The sequence below is a fragment of the Streptomyces sp. NPDC092952 genome, from assembly GCF_044754785.1.
GTDB lineage: Bacteria > Actinomycetota > Actinomycetes > Streptomycetales > Streptomycetaceae > Streptomyces.
The window spans coordinates 363,682-378,954 of the sequence record NZ_JBIVPT010000007.1 but is presented as its reverse complement, the minus strand read 5'-3'; the positions used below and the strand labels follow the sequence as shown (position 1 = coordinate 378,954).

The window sequence follows — 15,273 nt, the reverse complement described above, 5'->3', positions numbered from 1 at the left end:
ACCGCATACGCACCGAAGGCATCGAGAAGAACACCCACGACAACCCCTTCGGCGCCGTCCTCTCCTTCCGCGGCACCGTCACCGACACCACCGTCGAGCACACCCTGGGCGCGGCGATGCCGGACCTGTCGGACCTCTTCGAGGTCGGTGACTCCTCGAAGTTCGCCGTCGGCCAGTGGTGGGCGGTGGAGATCAACGCCCTGGCGGGGAAGTACGAGAAGGAGATCCAGCGGCTCGTCCAGGTCACCGACGTCGTCGACGGACAGCACATCCGGGTCAACTACCAGATCGGCTGGGACCTGGCCGCGGGCCGCACCCTGACCTGGACCCGTGTCGAGCCCGTCGACCGCGCCCACGTCCGCAACATGGTCTTCGAGGGCTGGGGCGACGACGAGATGACCGGCTCGCACCCGGTCGCCTACGAGTACGCGGTGCGCTGCGACGTCTCCGGCATCGAGGCGATCGGCACCTTCTGGCCGGTCGTGATGCGCCGCTGGTGCACCTACTACCGCACCGAGCAGTGCTCGCTGACCAACCCCAAGTCGGTCACCTACGGCGGTGCGGGCTACCTCACCCAGCAGATCTACTGCCTGTACGGGCACGTCGAGGACTGCCACACCTCCAACGCCCGCCACCTCAACGACTTCACGGCGTCCGCCTACTGCTACGTCACCAACTGCCACGGCGACGGCGACGACGAGGGCCCGTTCGTGACGCACGGCCAGTTCGAGCACGACCTGGTCTACACCGGCAACTCCGGTCTGATGACCTTCGCCAACTCCGGTGCCGCCTGGGGCGGCCGGGCGAAGCGGATCACCGTACGCCGGCACGCCTGCTCCTGGTTCGTGGCCCGGGTCAAGATCACCGATCTGACCCTGGAGGACGTGCTGGTCATCGGCAAGAAGTCGCTCTCCGGCTCCGGGATGCTCTGGGTCAACGCCGACGGCGTCCAGATGCGCGGCTGCACCGCCACCGGCCCGCTGATCGTCTCCCGGGCCTCGGACCTGTCGGCCCGGCCCAATGTGATCGCGGACTCCTCGTTCGCCTTCGCGGCCGGCGCGGAGGTCACCCAGGCCAACGTGACCGCCCCGCTGACCGTCCAGCGCTCCACGCTGAAGGGCGTCGACGGCGCGGTGTTCAACGGCACCGGGCCGCTCGTCCTGGACCAGTGCGTGCTCACCGGCTCCAAGGACACCGCCCCCGTCACCGTCAAGCACACCGACGTCACCGTGCTGGGCGGCGAACTCCGCGACACCGGGATCAAGCTGGCCGCCGACAAGGACCAGCGGCTGCGCGTCGACGGCACCCTGCTGAAGGGCACCAACAAGGACGGCGCCCTGCTCTCGCGCACCGGTGGCGGACGCACCGTCGACTGGCAGCTGTCCGGCCTCGACTCGGCCGCCCCCAAGGGCACCGCCCATGTGCTGGTCACCGAGGGCACCAACCGCTACCGGGCCACCGGATCCACCTTCACCGGCGGCCGGCTCGAACTGCGGCCCGCGGCCTTCACCGGAGGCGGCCACCTGCTGCACACCGGCTGTGTCGAGGACGGCACCGAGCGGACCGCGATGCCGGACGAGGGCGAGCGCGTCGCCCACAGCGCGGCCACGCTGCGCATCTGACTCACCCCATCGAGCACCAGGGATTCCCCGTGTCCACGCATACCCCGATCACCGGCCGGCCCGTACGGGTCGCGCTCGTCGGCGCCGGCAACCGCGGACTGACGTACGCCGAGTGGATCAAGGCGCACCCCGAGCGCGCCGAACTGGTCGCCGTCGCCGACCCGCGCCCCGCGGCGCGGGCCGCCGCCGGTGCCCCCGTCGAGTTCGACGACTGGCGCCCGCTGGTCGAGAACCGGATCGCCGACGCCGTCGTCGTCGCCACCCAGGACCGCTTCCACCTGGAGCCGGTGCTGGCCCTGGCCGAGGCCGGTTACGCGATCCTCACCGAGAAGCCCCTCGCCCCGACCGAGGAGGAGACCCGGCGGATCGTCGAGGGGGTCGAGCGGGCCGGGGTCCTGTTCGCGGTGTGCCACGTCATGCGGTACACCCCGTACACCGACCTGGTGAAGGAGGTCGTGGACTCCGGTGTGCTCGGGCAGCTGGTCTCCCTCGACCATCTGGAGCCGGTCGGCTGGTGGCACTACGCGCACAGCTACGTGCGCGGGCCGTGGCGCAGCGAGAAGGACTCCTCCCCGATGCTGCTCGCCAAGTCCTGCCACGACCTCGACTGGATCACCTACGTCATGGGCGGCCGGATCGAGCAGGTGTCCAGCTTCGGCGGGCTGAAGCACTTCCGCCCGGAGAACGCCCCGGCCGGGTCCGCCGAACGCTGCCTCGACTGTGCGGTCGAGGACGGCTGCCCGTACAGCGCGCTGAAGCTGTACATGCCGACGCTGCGTGAGAAGGGCGCGGTCTGGCCGGTCACCCATGTCACCGAGGCGAAGGACGAGGCCGGTCTCGTCCAGGCGCTGCGCGAGGGCCCGTACGGGGTCTGCGCGTACCGGAGCGACAACGACGTGGTCGACCACCAGGTCCTGGCCATGACGCTGACCGGCGGGGTGACCGCGACCTTCCAGATGGTGGCGTTCACCGAGCAGACCCACCGCCAGACCCGGATCTTCGGCTCGCACGGCTGGCTGATCGGCGACGGCGAACGGGTCACGGTGCAGGACTTCCGGACCGGCGCCACCACCGTCCATGAACTCGGCGCGTCCGGTTCGAACGCGGCGGACGGGCACGGCGGCGGGGACGCCGCGCTCGTCGAGGCGTTCGTCACCGCCGTCGCCACCGGTGACGCCGGGGCGGTCCGCTCCGGTCCGGCCACCTCGCTCGGCAGCCATCTCGCGGCCTTCGCCGCCGAACGCGCCCGGCACACCGGCACCGTCCAGACGGTCCCGGCGCAGTGACTCCCCCTCTTCCCCGCCCCACCCTCACGTCCTCGGAGGACCACCTCATGTCCCGTCTCCTCACCCGCCGTTCCAGAGTCCGCGCCGTCGCCGCCCCCGTGGTGGCCACCGCGCTCGCCGCCGGGGTGCTGGCCGGCTGTTCCAGCGACGGCGACGGCAACACCGTCACCATGTGGACCTACCCGGTCATCTTCGACGAGGCCAAGAACAAGGCCTACTGGGACGGTCTGATCAAGGCCTTCGAGAAGGACCACGAGGGCGTGAAGGTGAAGGTGGAGACCTTCCCCTGGGCCAACCGCGACACCGCCCTGGCCACCGCGATCGCCTCCGGCAAGGGCCCGGACGCGGTCTACCTCATCCCCGACCAGCTGCCGAAGTACGCCAAGAGCATCGTCCCGGCCGACGAGTACATGCCGGCCGACGCCAAGTCGGACTACACCGACTTCGCGCTGACCTCCGTCACCGCCGACGGCAAGGCGCTCGGCGTCCCGGTCCTGACCAGCGCCAACCCGCTGATCTGCGACAAGCGCGTGTTCACCGCGATCGGCGAGAAGAACTACCCGACGAGCTGGGCGGACCTGGAGGCGCTGGCCCCGAAGCTGAAGGCGAAGGGCTACTACGCCACCAGCTACAGCGGCGACACCCAGCAGACCCTGAACTCGACGTTCTACCCGCTGCTGTGGCAGGCGGGCGGCGACGTCTTCTCCGAGGACGGCAAGACCGTCACCTTCAACGACGCGGCCGGCGTCAAGGCCCTGACGTACCTGAAGAAGCTCGTCGACGGCGGCTACACCGACAAGGACCTGGTCACCACCACGCCCAAGCTGGAGCAGACCCCGACCGCCAAGGGCAAGGTGGCCTGCACCTGGCAGAACACCCCGACCGACGTGGAGCCGTTCTGGGGCAAGGAGAACATCGTCGTCCAGCCGCCGCTGAAGGACGTCGAGTCGGTCGGTTACGGCACGGTCGGCGCGCTCTCGATGCTGAAGGGCGCCGACAAGAAGAACACCGGCGACTGGCTGAACTTCGTCGCCGAGGCGAAGAACGCGGCCGGCCTGGAGAAGGAGGCGGGCTACTTCCCGGCCCGCAAGTCCGCCGGCGACCTCTACCCCGGCAACGCCCTCCAGGCGGCCGTCGGCGCCACCCTGCCGAGCATGACCGTGGGCCCGCTGCACGACAAGGCGCGCGAGGTCCAGGGCGTCCTCGCCCCGGAGATCCAGGCGGCGCTGCTGGGCAAGAAGAGCCCGCAGGAGGCGCTGAACGCCGCGCAGAAGGCCGCCCAGGCGATGCTCGGCCGCTAGGGGGTGTGTCTGACAAATGCCTGCGGCGTCGCGGGGTCCGGCACGCACGCTCGCGGCGTTGCCGAACCGCCCACGTGGCTCCGCCACGCGGACGCCCCGGCGCCTTGCGACCGCACGCACCGGACCCCGCTCCTTCACCCGCACTCATTTATCAGACACCCCCTAGAAGGCCGGTGCGGGGTCTCTCCGGCCGCACCCGGAGAGACCCCGCACCCACCCCGGGGCACCCCGCCCCGACCCCCGCAATCCCCCCGTACCGCAAGGAGATCCCCGTGGCAGTCGTCGCGGAACCCACCCGCCGGGGCCGTCGCAGCGGGCCGCAGGCGCGCCGCGAGGCCCGGATCGGCCTGCTCTTCGTCCTCCCCTGCTTCCTGCTCTTCCTGGCGTTCCGGTTCGGTCCGGGCATCGCCGGGGTGCTGATGAGCTTCACCGACTACAGCCTCACCGGGGGCGGCAGCTTCATCGGGCTGGACAACTTCACCCGGCTCTGGGACGACCCGCTGTTCTGGCAGGCGCTGAAGGTCACCGTGCTCTACACGGTGCTCGCGGTGCCGGGCACGCTGATCGCCTCGGTGTCGCTGGCCCTGATCACCCGCCGCGCGTTCCGCGGCGCCAAGTTCTTCCGCTCGGTGTTCTTCCTGCCGGTGGTCACCTCGCTGGTGCTCGCCGCCACCGTCTTCGTCTGGATCTTCTCGACCGGCGGCCCCTGGTCCACCCTGATGGGCTGGTTCGGGATGTCCGAGGGCTCCTGGCTCTCCGACGACGTGCTGGTGCTGCCCGCGCTCGCCGTGGTGGGCGTCTGGTCCCGGTTCGGCTACGGGATGCTGATCCTGCTGGCCCGGATGCAGGACATCCCCCGGGAGCTGGAGGAGGCGGCCCTCACCGACGGGGCGGGGGCCTGGCAGCGGTTCCGGTACATCGTGCTGCCACAGCTCAAGCCCGCGCTGTTCTTCCTCGCCGTGATCGAGACGACGGCCTCCTTCCAGGTCTTCGACGCGGTCTACACGATGACCGGCGGCGGCCCCGCCAACGCCAGCTACACGCTCGTCTTCCAGCTCTACGACGCGGGCTTCAAGTACTTCGACCTGGGTTACGCCTCCGCCATCGGCGTCGCGCTCTTCGCGCTGACCGTGGTGGTCGCGGTGATCCAGCGGCTCGTGATCGGGAAGGACCAGTGACCATGACCGCAGCACCCGCCACCCCGAAGGCCCCGCCCGCCGCGCCGGCCCCGAAGGTCCCGGACCGGGCCGCCCGCCGCGCCGAACGCAGGCTGCGCAAGCTCGCCGACCGGGAGACCGTCCCGCACGGCATGCGGCCCACCCGGGCCGGCCGGATCGGGCGCGCCGTCCTGCTGACGGTGGCCGCGATCGTCACGATCTTCCCGTTCTACGCGATGGTCGTGCTCTCCCTGAAGCCGTCCGCCGCCGTCGAGTTCCCCGGCAGCCTGGTGCCGTGGCCGCTCAGCGGCGAAGCGTACGACACCGTCATGAACGCCCAGGACGTGCCGCGCTGGCTGGTCAACACGCTCGTCTACTCGGTCGTCTCGGTCGTCGGCGTGCTGCTGCTCGCCTCGCTCGCCGGGTACGCCTTCGCCAAGAAGCGCTTCCCGGGCCGGGAGACGATGTTCTGGTCGTTCCTGTCGATGGTGATGGTGCCGTACCACGTCACGATGATCCCGACCTTCGCGATGATCGCGAAGCTGGGCGGCGTGGACACGTACTGGGGCCTGATCGTGCCGACCCTGGCCAACGCACAGGCGGTGTTCCTGATGCGGCAGTTCATCCAGGGGCTGCCGGACGAGCTGTTCGAGGCGGCCCGGCTCGACGGCTGCAACGAGTGGCAGATCTTCTACCGGATCGTGCTGCCGCTGCTGAAGCCGATCCTCGCCACCCTCGGCGTCTTCGTCTTCCTGTGGCACTGGAACGACTTCCTGTGGCCGCTGGTCATCGGCCAGTCCACCGACATGCGCACCCTGACCGTCGGCATCGCCTCGCTCCAGCAGCAGAACGTGCCGCTCAACGTGGTGCTCTCCGGCTCCGTCATCGCGTTCGTGCCCATCTTCGCCGCGTACATGGTGGGCCAGCGCTACTTCACCGAGGGCGTCACCGCGTCCGGAATCAAGGGATAGTCACACATGTTCACCGATGAGGCCGCGCTCGAAGAGCGGCTCGCCACCCCCTCCCCCGCGCTCGTCGCCGACCTCGGCCGCCTCGAAGGCGATCTGCTGGTGCTCGGCGCGGGCGGCAAGATGGGCCCCAGCCTCTGCCGGCTCGCCCGGCGCGCGCTGGACGCCGCGGGCCGCGCGGACGTGACCGTGTACGCGGTCTCCCGCTGGTCGGACCGGTCCGCCGCCGAGGAGCTGGAGGCCGCCGGGGTACGCACCGTCGCCTTCGACCTGATGGACCCGGCCGCCGACCTGGCCGCGCTGCCCGACGCCGGGAACGTCGTCTTCATGGTCGGCGCCAAGTTCGGCTCCGCCGGGGCCCCCTCGCACGCCTGGGCGGTCAACGCCGCCATGCCGGACCGGGTGGCGCGCCGCTGGTCGGAGGCGCGGATCGCCGCGTTCTCCACCGGCAACGTCTACCCGCTGGTGCCGGTCGCCTCCGGCGGCTGCACCGAGTCCGACCCGGTCGGCCCGGTCGGCGAGTACGCCATGTCGTGCCTGGGCCGGGAGCGGATCTTCGGCCACGCGGCACTGACCCGGGGCACCCGGGTCGCCAACATCCGGCTCAACTACGCGGTCGACCTGCGCTACGGCGTCCTCGCCGACATCGCGCACCGGGTGCACACCGGCGAGCCCGTCGACGTGACGACCGGTCACGCCAACGTCGTGTGGCAGGGGTACGCCAACGAGGTCGCCCTGCGCTCGCTGCTGCACGCCACCGGCGGCGAGGCGTTCACCCTCAACCTCACCGGCCCCGAGACCGCGTCCGTACGCCGCCTCGCCCAGTGGTTCGGCGAGGAGTTCGGCACCGAGCCGGTCCTCGCCGGCCAGGAGGCGCCGACCGCGCTGCTCTCCGACGCGAGCCGCTGCCACGCCCTGTTCGGCTACCCGGACGTGACGCTGCGCACCCTCGTCGAGTGGCAGGCCGACTGGCTGCGCCGCGGGCTGCCGCTCTCCGGCAAGCCCACCAAGTTCCAGGTCCGTGACGGAAGGTTCTGATCCACCCCATGCCCACTCCCTCCCCCGTGCGGACCCCCGCCCTCGACGCCCTCGCCCAGGGCGCGGTGATCCCCGCGCACCCGCTCGCCCTGCACGACGACGGCTCCTTCGACGAGCGCCGCCAGCGCGCGCTGACCCGCTACTACCTGGCCTCGGGCGCGGGCGGCGCCGCCGTCGCCGTCCACACCACCCAGTTCGAGATCCGCGAGCCCTCGGTCGGCCTGTTCCGGCCGGTGCTGGAACTGGCCGCCGAGACGATCGACGCCGAGGCCGGCCGCCCGTTCGTCAAGGTCGCCGGGGCCTGCGGCTACACCGCGCAGGCGGTGGCGGAGGCGGAGACCGCGGCCGAGCTGGGGTACGACGCGGTGCTGCTCAGCCCGGCCGTGCCCGGCGCCGACGAGAAGGGCCTGCTGGAGCGGGCGCGGGCGGTCGGCGAGGTGCTGCCGGTGATCGGCTTCTACCTCCAGGAGGCCGTCGGCGGCCGGTACCTGTCGCCGCACTTCTGGTCCTCGTTCACCGATCTGCCGAACACGGTCGCGGTGAAGATCGCCCCGTTCGACCGGTACCGGACCGCCGACGTGATCCGGGCCGTCGCCGCCGCCGACCGCGCCGCCGAGGTGGCGCTGTACACCGGCAACGACGACGACATCATCGGCGACCTGCTCACCCCGTACGGGACGGTGGACGGCGCGCCGCGCTGGTTCGCGGGCGGGCTGCTGGGCCAGTGGGCGGTGTGGACGAGCTCCGCGGTGACGCTCCTGGAGGACGTCCGCCGGGCGCGCGGCGGGGACCACGCGGCGATGGTCCGCTGCCTGGCCCGGCGCCCCGAGCTGACCGACGCCAACAGCGCGGTCTTCGACGTGCGCGGCGCGTTCCGCGGCTGCATCGCCGGGGTCCACGAGGTGCTGCGCCGTCAGGGCCTGCTGGCGAACATCCGCTGCCTGGACCCGGCCGAGACGCTCTCCCCCGGGCAGGCCGAGGAGATCGACCGGGTGTCCGCGGCCCACCCCTGGCTGACCGACGACGCCTTCGTCGCGGAGCACCTCGATGACTGGCTCTCCTGATCCCTCCGGCCGCCCCCGGGTGGTCGTCGCCGTACCGCCGGGGCTGCGGGCGCAGTTCTTCACCGCCGAGGTGTGGGCGGAGCTGGGGCGGGCGGCGGAACTGGTGGTCCCGGACGACCACCGCGACCGGGCGGCGGTCGCGGCCGCGCTGCCCGGGGCCCGGGCGCTGATCACCGCCTGGGGGGCGCCGAAGGTGGACGCCGGACTCCTGGCGTCGGCCGACCGGCTGGAGCTGGTGGCGCACACCGGTTCGGCGGTCGCCCCCTACGTCACCGAGGAGGTGTTCGAGCGGGGCGTCCTGGTCACCCAGGCGGGGGACGCGATGGCCCGCCCGGTCGCCGAGGTGGCCCTGGCGTTCACCCTCGCGCTGCTCCACCGCGTCCACCGCTTCGACCACGCCCTGCGCGGCGGGGCCGAGTGGGCGGCGGCGAGCGCGGCCCCGCCGCGCCACGAGATCCACGGCAGCGACATCGGGGTGATCGGCGCCTCCCGCACCGGCCGCGCCTACATCGCCCTGGCGCGGGCCGTGGGGGCGCGGGTGTCCGTCACCGACCCGTACCTCTCCGAGGCGGACGCCCGGGAGCTCGGGGTGGAGCCGGTGCCCCTGGAGACCCTGCTGCGGCGCAGCCGGATCGTGGCCGTGCACGCCCCGGTCACCGAGGCGACGCACCGGATGCTCGGCGCCGGGCAGCTGGCGCTGATGCCGGACGGGGCCGGGCTGGTGAACACCGCCCGGTCGTGGCTGGTCGACGAGGACGCGCTCCTGGCCGAGCTGACCACGGGCCGGCTGGACGCGGCCATCGACGTCTTCGACGCGGAGCCGCTGCCGGTGGACCACCCCTTCCGTGCCCTGCCCAACGTCCTGCTCACCCCGCACCAGGCGGCGGGCACCGTCGAGTGCCGCCACCGGCTCGGGGCGAGCGCCGCCGACGAGGTGCTGCGGCTGCTCGCCGGGCGGCCGCCGCTCCACGCGGTCACCGCCGACGCCCTCGCCCGCCTGCACTGACCCCGCCCCCGACCTCCCCGTACCTGCCAAGGAGAACCCCGCACATGCGACTGATGCGCATCGGCGAGCCCGGCCACGAGCGCCCGGTCCTCGTCGGCCCCGAAGGCCGCCACTACGACCTGTCCGGCATCACCGGCGACATCGACGGCACGTTCCTCGCCGCCCTCGCGGACGACCCGCGCCTGGTGCCCGACGTGTCGGCGCTCCCGGAGACCGACATCACCGGCGAGCGGATCGGCGCCCCGGTGGCCCGCCCCTCCGCACTGCTCTGCATCGGCCAGAACTACGCGGCGCACGCCGCCGAGTCCGGTGCCGAACCGCCCGAGCAGCCGATCCTCTTCTACAAGTCGCCGAACACCGTGGTCGGCCCGTACGACGACGTGCTGATCCCGCGCGGCTCGAAGAAGACGGACTGGGAGGTGGAGCTGGCCGTCGTCATCGGGCGGCGCGCCTCCTACCTCGACTCCCCCGCCGACGCCGCCGCGCACATCGCGGGCTACGCCGTCAGCAACGACGTCTCCGAGCGGGCCTTCCAGCTGGAGGAATCGGGCGGCCAGTGGTCCAAGGGGAAGAGCTGCGCCACGTTCAACCCGCTGGGTCCGGTGCTGGTGACCGCCGACGAGGCCGGCGACCCGCAGGACCTGCGGCTGCGCAGCTACGTCAACGGCGAGCCCCGGCAGGACTCCTGCACCGCGGACATGATCTTCGGCGTGGCGCATCTGGTGCACCACCTGTCGCAGTACCTGGTGCTGGAGCCCGGTGACGTCATCAACACCGGTACCCCGCAGGGCGTGGCGCTCTCCGGCCGCTTCCCCTACCTGGGCCCGGACGACGTGATGGAGGTCGGGATCTCCGGCCTCGGCCGGCAGCGCAGCGTCTGCCGGCCCGCGTAGCCCCGGAAGGGGCTCAGTCCTCCGGGAGCTCGACCGGGGCGATGGAGTCGAAGACGTCGCCGGGGCCGGGGTTGGTCGGGTCGGTCGCGCCGCCGAACTGGGCCATCACGCCCCAGACGGCGTTGAGCGCGGTCTGCACGGCGCCCTCGGCCCAGCCGGCCGTCCAGGAGATGTCGTCGCCGGCGAGGAACAGGCCCCGCCGGTCGGCGGGCAGCCGGTCCTGCATGAAGTGGGTGAACAGCCGCCGCTGGTAGCGGTAGTGGCCGGGCAGGTTGGCCTTGAACGCGCCCATGAACCAGGGCTCGTTCTCCCAGGAGACCGTCACCGGATCGCCGATGACGTGCCGCCGGATGTCGACGCCCGGGTAGATCTCGCCGAGCGACTTGAGCATGACCTCCATCCGCTCGTGCGGGGAGAGCGGCAGCCACTTCAGGCTGTCGTCGCACCAGGTGTAGGAGAGGCAGATGACGGCGGGCCGGTCGGGCCCGTCGTCCAGCAGGTAGGTGCCACGGGTCATCCGGTCGGTGAGCGTCATGGACATGGTGTCGCGGCCGGTGGCCGGGTCCTCGTCCAGCCAGAACGGGCGGTCGACCGGGACGAAGAGCTTGGACGACTCCATGTAGTGGGTGCGCTCCATCGCCGTCCAGTGGTCGATCGGGAAGAGCGCGTCGTCGCAGTCGATCTTCGACAGCAGCAGCCAGGACTGGCCGGTGAAGATCGCGGCCGGGTAGGTGCGGATGGAGCCGGTGGCGTCGGTGACGGTGATCCGGTTGCCCGCGGTGCGGTGCAGCCGGGTCACCGCGCCCAGCGGCTCGCCGCCGTGCAGCGAGGAGAGCGACGTGCCGGCGGGCCAGTGGACGATCTTCTGCGGTTCGCGCTCCCAGAGCCGCAGCGGGAGCTGCTGGCTGCCGCCGACGATGCCCCGGTGGTGGTCGTCGGCCTCGGTGTAGACGACGCGGAGGATCTCCAGGATCGAGTTGGGGAAGTCGGTGTCCCAGCCGCCGGTGCCGAAGCCGACCTGGCCGAAGATCTCCCGGTGCCGGAACGACGCGAAGGCGTCGGAGTCGCAGAGGAAGCCGTAGAAGGTCTGGTTGTCGAGCCTGCGGACCAGCTCGGACCAGATCTCCCGGATGCGCGGCACATCGCGTTCGCGCATCGCCCGGTTCATGTCGGAGAAGTCGGCGCCCTCCTCCAGGCAGCGGTTCCAGGCGTCCATCACATCGCGGTAGACCTGCGGCAGGTCGTCGATGGTCCGCGCGTAGTGCGACTCCCCCTTGAGGTCGACGACGGTCGACGGGGTGGCCTCGGCGAGCGGGTTGGGGAACGGCCTGGTCGTGAGGCCGACCAGGTCGATGTAGTGCTGGAGCGCGGTGGATGACGGCGGGAAGCGCATCGCGCCCATCTCCGCGGTGAGGTCCGGGTCGCACCCCTCGAAGCCGACGGTGCGCAGCCGTCCGCCGATCCGGTCCGCCTCGTAGACGACGGGCTTGAGGCCCATCTTCATCAGCTCGTAGGCGGCGACGATCCCGGAGAGTCCGCCGCCGATGACGGCGACCTCGGTGCCGTGCGCGGTCGCGGGTATCTGGCCGATGCCCGCAGGGTGGGCCAGGAAGTCGTCGTAGGCGTAGGGGAAGTCCGGTCCGAACATGGTGATCGGCTCGGTGGCGTCGGTGTGCTGGACGGCGTTGGGCACCGTGGACGTCATGGGGTACGGACTCCTTGCGCGGGTGGGGGCGGTGCGGTGGAACGGTGGCGGGGCGGGCTCAGACCAGCGGGCGGTAGAGGCCGGGGCGGCGGTCCCGCAGATACGGGTTGGCGGCGCGCGAGGCGCGCAGGAACGCCGGGTCGACCTCGCCGACGACGAGCTCCTCGCCGCGCCCGGCCCGGGTGCGGACGGTGCCGTCGGGGCCCGCCAGGCAGCTCAGCCCGACGAACTCGTACCCGCCCTCCTGGCCGGTCCGGTTGGTGTACGCCACGTAGAGCTGGCTCTCGAAGGCGCGGACCGGCACCAGGGACTCGGCGACGAACGGGAAGGGATGCATCAGCGCGGTCGGCACCAGCAGCAGATCGGTGCCGGCCAGGGCGTGGGCGCGGACGTTCTCCGGGAACTCGACGTCGTAGCAGATCAGGATGCCGATCCGGACGCCGTCCAGTTCGGCCTGGACGACGGGCTGCCGGCCCGGGGTGAACCACTTCTGCTCGAAGTCGCCGAAGAGGTGGGTCTTGCGGTAGTTCGCGAGCGGCACGCCGTCCGGGCCGATCAGCCGGGCGGCGTTGTAGATCTTCTCGTCCGCGAGCTCCGGGTAGCCGTAGAGGACGGCGAGCCCGTGCCGGGCGGCGATCCCGCCGATCCGCCGGGCGGACGGCCCGTCGGCGGGCTCGGCCAGCAGCGGCACGTCGGCGCCGATCGCGTACCCGGTCAGGAAGAGCTCGGGGCAGACCAGCAGCCGGGCACCGGCCTCGGCCGCCCGCCGCGCGGCCGCGTCGAGGGCGTCGATGTTCCGGTCGACCCGCCCGGGACATCCGGAGCTCTGGAGCAGGGCGGTGCGCAACGGCGGCATGGCTGACCTCGGGCGATACGGGCGGGCGGGGACGTATCGACGGTACGGGCCGCCGCTCGCACCGGACAAGGCGCGAGTGTTGCGCGTCCACCGTCGATCCATTGCGCGTCGAAGCCCCTGGGCGGCGATTCGTTGCACATGGCGTCCTCGCAGGTCACCGAGGTGATCCGGCTCTCACGCCGGGTTCGCGCTCCGGGCCTGTTCGGGGGCGCCCGCGGAGTAGCGGCGCAGCAGCGGCGAGAGCACCAGGACGGACTTGGTCCGCTCCACGTACGGCTCGCCCGCGATCCGTTCCAGGACCTGCTCGAAGTGGCGCATGTCCGCGGCGAAGACCTGCACGATCGCGTCGGCCTCGCCGGTCACCGTGGACGCCGAGGCGATCTCCGGGTAGCGCTCCAGGCCCTGCCTGATCGCCTCCGGCGAGGTGTTGCGGCTGCAGTAGATCTCGATGAAGCCCTCGGTCTCCCAGCCCAGCGCCGCCGGGTCCACCCGGACCGTGAAGCCGGTGATGGCGCCCTCGGCGCGCAGCCGGTCCACGCGGCGTTTCACCGCGGGGGCGGACAGGCCGATCTTCGCGCCGATGTCGGCGTAGGAGCGCCGGGCGTCTTCGGCGAGGGCGTGGACGATGCGTTCGTCGAGGTCGTTCAGGCGCACGTCGGGCGGTTCACTTCTCTGCGATGGCCGGATCCGGGGGCGGCGCGGGCCGCCCCCGAAGTAGACCACGGCCGCGCCCCGGCCGGGCGCGGCCGGGGCCGCCGCTCAGAAGGGGAAGCCGGAGCGGCCGTGCTGGACCGAGATCCACTTCTGGGTGGTGAACGCCTCGACCATGGCGTCGCCGTTGAGCCGGCCGAGGCCGGAGCTCTTCTCACCGCCGAAGGGGACGATCGGCTCGTCGTGGACCGTGCCGTCGTTGATGTGGATCATGCCGGTGTGGATGCGCCGGCCGACCCGGACACCGCGCTCGACGTCCCCGGTGTGCACCGCGCCGCTCAGGCCGTACGGGGTGTCGTTGGCGATCCGGACCGCCTCGTCCTCGCCGTCGAAGGGGATGAGCAGGGCGACCGGGCCGAAGATCTCCTGGGAGAGCACCGGCGCGTCGGCGGCCAGTCCGGTCAGCACGGACGGGCTCACCAGGTTGCCCTCGGTCGGGCCGTGCAGCAGCGCCGTCGCACCGGCGGCCACGGCCTGCTCGACGACCGCGGAGACGGCCTCGGCCTGCGAGGAGTTGATCAGCGGGCCGATGACGGTGGCCGGGTCGGCCGGGTCGCCGACCGGCAGCGAGGCCACCTTGGCGACGAACTTCTCGGTGAACTCCTTCTCCACCGCCCGGTCGACCAGGATGCGGTTGGCGGCCATGCAGACCTGGCCCTGGTGGACGAACCGGCTGAAGACGGCCGCGTCCACGGCGTAGTCCAGATCTGCGTCGTCGAGGACGATCAGCGCGCTGTTGCCGCCGAGCTCCAGCACGGCGCTCTTGAGCTGGGCCGCGCAGACCGTGGCGACGTGCCGCCCCACCTTGTCGGAGCCGGTGAAGGAGATGACCTGCGGCACGGGGTGCTCCAGCAGGGCGTCGCCGATCTCGGCGATGTCGGTGACCACGACGTTCAGCAGCCCGGCCGGCAGCCCGGCCTCCTCGAACACCTTCGCCACCAGCGTGCCGCCGCAGACCGGGGTGTTCTGGTGCGGCTTGAGGACCACGGCGTTGCCGAGCGCCAGGGCCGGGGCCACCGACTTCAGCGAGAGCAGGAAGGGGAAGTTGAAGGGGCTGATGACGCCGACGACACCGACCGGCACCCGGTAGACGCGGTTCTCCTTGCCCTCGGTCGGCGAGGGCAGGATCTGCCCGGTGGGCCGCAGCGCCAGCTGGACCGACTCGCGCAGGAACTCCTTGGCGAGGTGCAGCTCGAAGGCGGCCTTCAGCCGGGTCCCGCCCAGCTCCGCGACGATCGCGTCGCTGATCTCCGCCTCGCGCTCCTCGACGATGCGCAGCGCCCGCTCCAGCACCGTGCGCCGGGCGTACGGGTTGGTCTCGCCCCAGGCCCGCTGGGCCTCCTGCGCACCGCGGTACGCCTGGTCGACCTCCTCGGCCGTGGCGACGGTGATCGAGGCGAGCTTCTCCCCGTCGTACGGGTTGAAGTCGATGATGTCCCAGGAGCCCTTGCCCTGCCTCCATTCCCCGTCGATGTACTGCTGGGCCAGATCGGTGAAGAAGGACATGGGATCCCTTACCACGGAGGAACGGGCAACTGATTGGTGTTCATGTTACTTACATTCCACCGCGGTTGACGGTGATAGGCCGGTTGCCGCCGCGATCCGGACAGCCGCCGCCCGGCCCCGGAAACACCGGTGCCCCGCCGGGCGCGAACGGCCCGGCGGG

General features: G+C 71.9%; 13 protein-coding genes. 9 read left to right on the top strand and 4 right to left on the bottom strand.

The features are described from left to right. The 9 genes from ACIQGQ_RS20215 to ACIQGQ_RS20175 form a co-directional block, all read left to right on the top strand. Window positions 1–1,622 (top strand): peptidase C14 (locus ACIQGQ_RS20215; RefSeq protein WP_402397674.1); only part of this gene is annotated, 1,622 nt, incomplete at its 5' end. Between the two features lie 29 nt (window positions 1,623–1,651). Further along, window positions 1,652–2,908, top strand: a complete 1,257-nt coding sequence (locus ACIQGQ_RS20210; protein WP_402397671.1) for a Gfo/Idh/MocA family protein — start codon at window positions 1,652–1,654, stop codon at window positions 2,906–2,908. A 47-nt stretch (window positions 2,909–2,955) separates the two neighbouring features. Beyond that, window positions 2,956–4,209, top strand: coding sequence for an extracellular solute-binding protein (locus ACIQGQ_RS20205; protein ID WP_402397668.1), 1,254 nt, complete (start codon window positions 2,956–2,958; stop codon window positions 4,207–4,209). 272 nt (window positions 4,210–4,481) lie between these two features. Then, window positions 4,482–5,387, top strand: coding sequence for a sugar ABC transporter permease (locus ACIQGQ_RS20200; protein WP_366290644.1), 906 nt, complete (start codon window positions 4,482–4,484; stop codon window positions 5,385–5,387). A gap of 2 nt (window positions 5,388–5,389) precedes the next feature. Then, on the top strand, window positions 5,390–6,337 hold the full coding sequence (locus ACIQGQ_RS20195) for a carbohydrate ABC transporter permease (protein WP_402397665.1): 948 nt from the start codon (window positions 5,390–5,392) through the stop codon (window positions 6,335–6,337). A gap of 6 nt (window positions 6,338–6,343) precedes the next feature. Continuing rightward, window positions 6,344–7,372, top strand: coding sequence for an NAD-dependent epimerase/dehydratase family protein (locus ACIQGQ_RS20190; protein WP_402397662.1), 1,029 nt, complete (start codon window positions 6,344–6,346; stop codon window positions 7,370–7,372). Between the two features lie 8 nt (window positions 7,373–7,380). Beyond that, window positions 7,381–8,436, top strand: a complete 1,056-nt coding sequence (locus ACIQGQ_RS20185) for a dihydrodipicolinate synthase family protein (RefSeq protein ID WP_402397660.1) — start codon at window positions 7,381–7,383, stop codon at window positions 8,434–8,436. After that, window positions 8,420–9,442 (top strand): hydroxyacid dehydrogenase, encoded by a 1,023-nt coding sequence (locus ACIQGQ_RS20180; RefSeq protein ID WP_402397657.1) that lies wholly within the window; start codon window positions 8,420–8,422, stop codon window positions 9,440–9,442. Before ACIQGQ_RS20185 ends, ACIQGQ_RS20180 begins: the two co-directional genes overlap by 17 nt. 44 nt (window positions 9,443–9,486) lie before the next feature. Further along, a complete protein-coding gene (locus ACIQGQ_RS20175) occupies window positions 9,487–10,335 on the top strand; it encodes a fumarylacetoacetate hydrolase family protein (protein ID WP_402397655.1) in 849 nt (282 codons plus the stop codon). Window positions 10,336–10,348: 13 nt separating this feature from the next. Here the strand turns inward: ACIQGQ_RS20175 and ACIQGQ_RS20170 are convergent, their stop codons facing one another. The 4 genes from ACIQGQ_RS20170 to ACIQGQ_RS20155 form a co-directional block, all read right to left on the bottom strand. After that, window positions 10,349–12,040: a flavin monoamine oxidase family protein gene (locus ACIQGQ_RS20170; RefSeq protein ID WP_402397654.1), complete on the bottom strand. Its 1,692-nt coding sequence runs from the start codon at window positions 12,038–12,040 to the stop codon at window positions 10,349–10,351. Between the two features lie 58 nt (window positions 12,041–12,098). Then, window positions 12,099–12,896 carry a carbon-nitrogen hydrolase family protein gene (locus ACIQGQ_RS20165; RefSeq protein WP_402397650.1) on the bottom strand — a complete coding sequence of 266 codons (798 nt, stop codon included), beginning with the start codon at window positions 12,894–12,896 and terminating at the stop codon, window positions 12,099–12,101. 174 nt (window positions 12,897–13,070) lie between these two features. Beyond that, on the bottom strand, window positions 13,071–13,550 hold the full coding sequence (locus ACIQGQ_RS20160; protein ID WP_402397648.1) for an Lrp/AsnC family transcriptional regulator: 480 nt from the start codon (window positions 13,548–13,550) through the stop codon (window positions 13,071–13,073). Window positions 13,551–13,655: 105 nt separating this feature from the next. Then, window positions 13,656–15,113, bottom strand: coding sequence for an aldehyde dehydrogenase family protein (locus tag ACIQGQ_RS20155; protein ID WP_366290614.1), 1,458 nt, complete (start codon window positions 15,111–15,113; stop codon window positions 13,656–13,658). Window positions 15,114–15,273 lie beyond the last annotated feature (160 nt).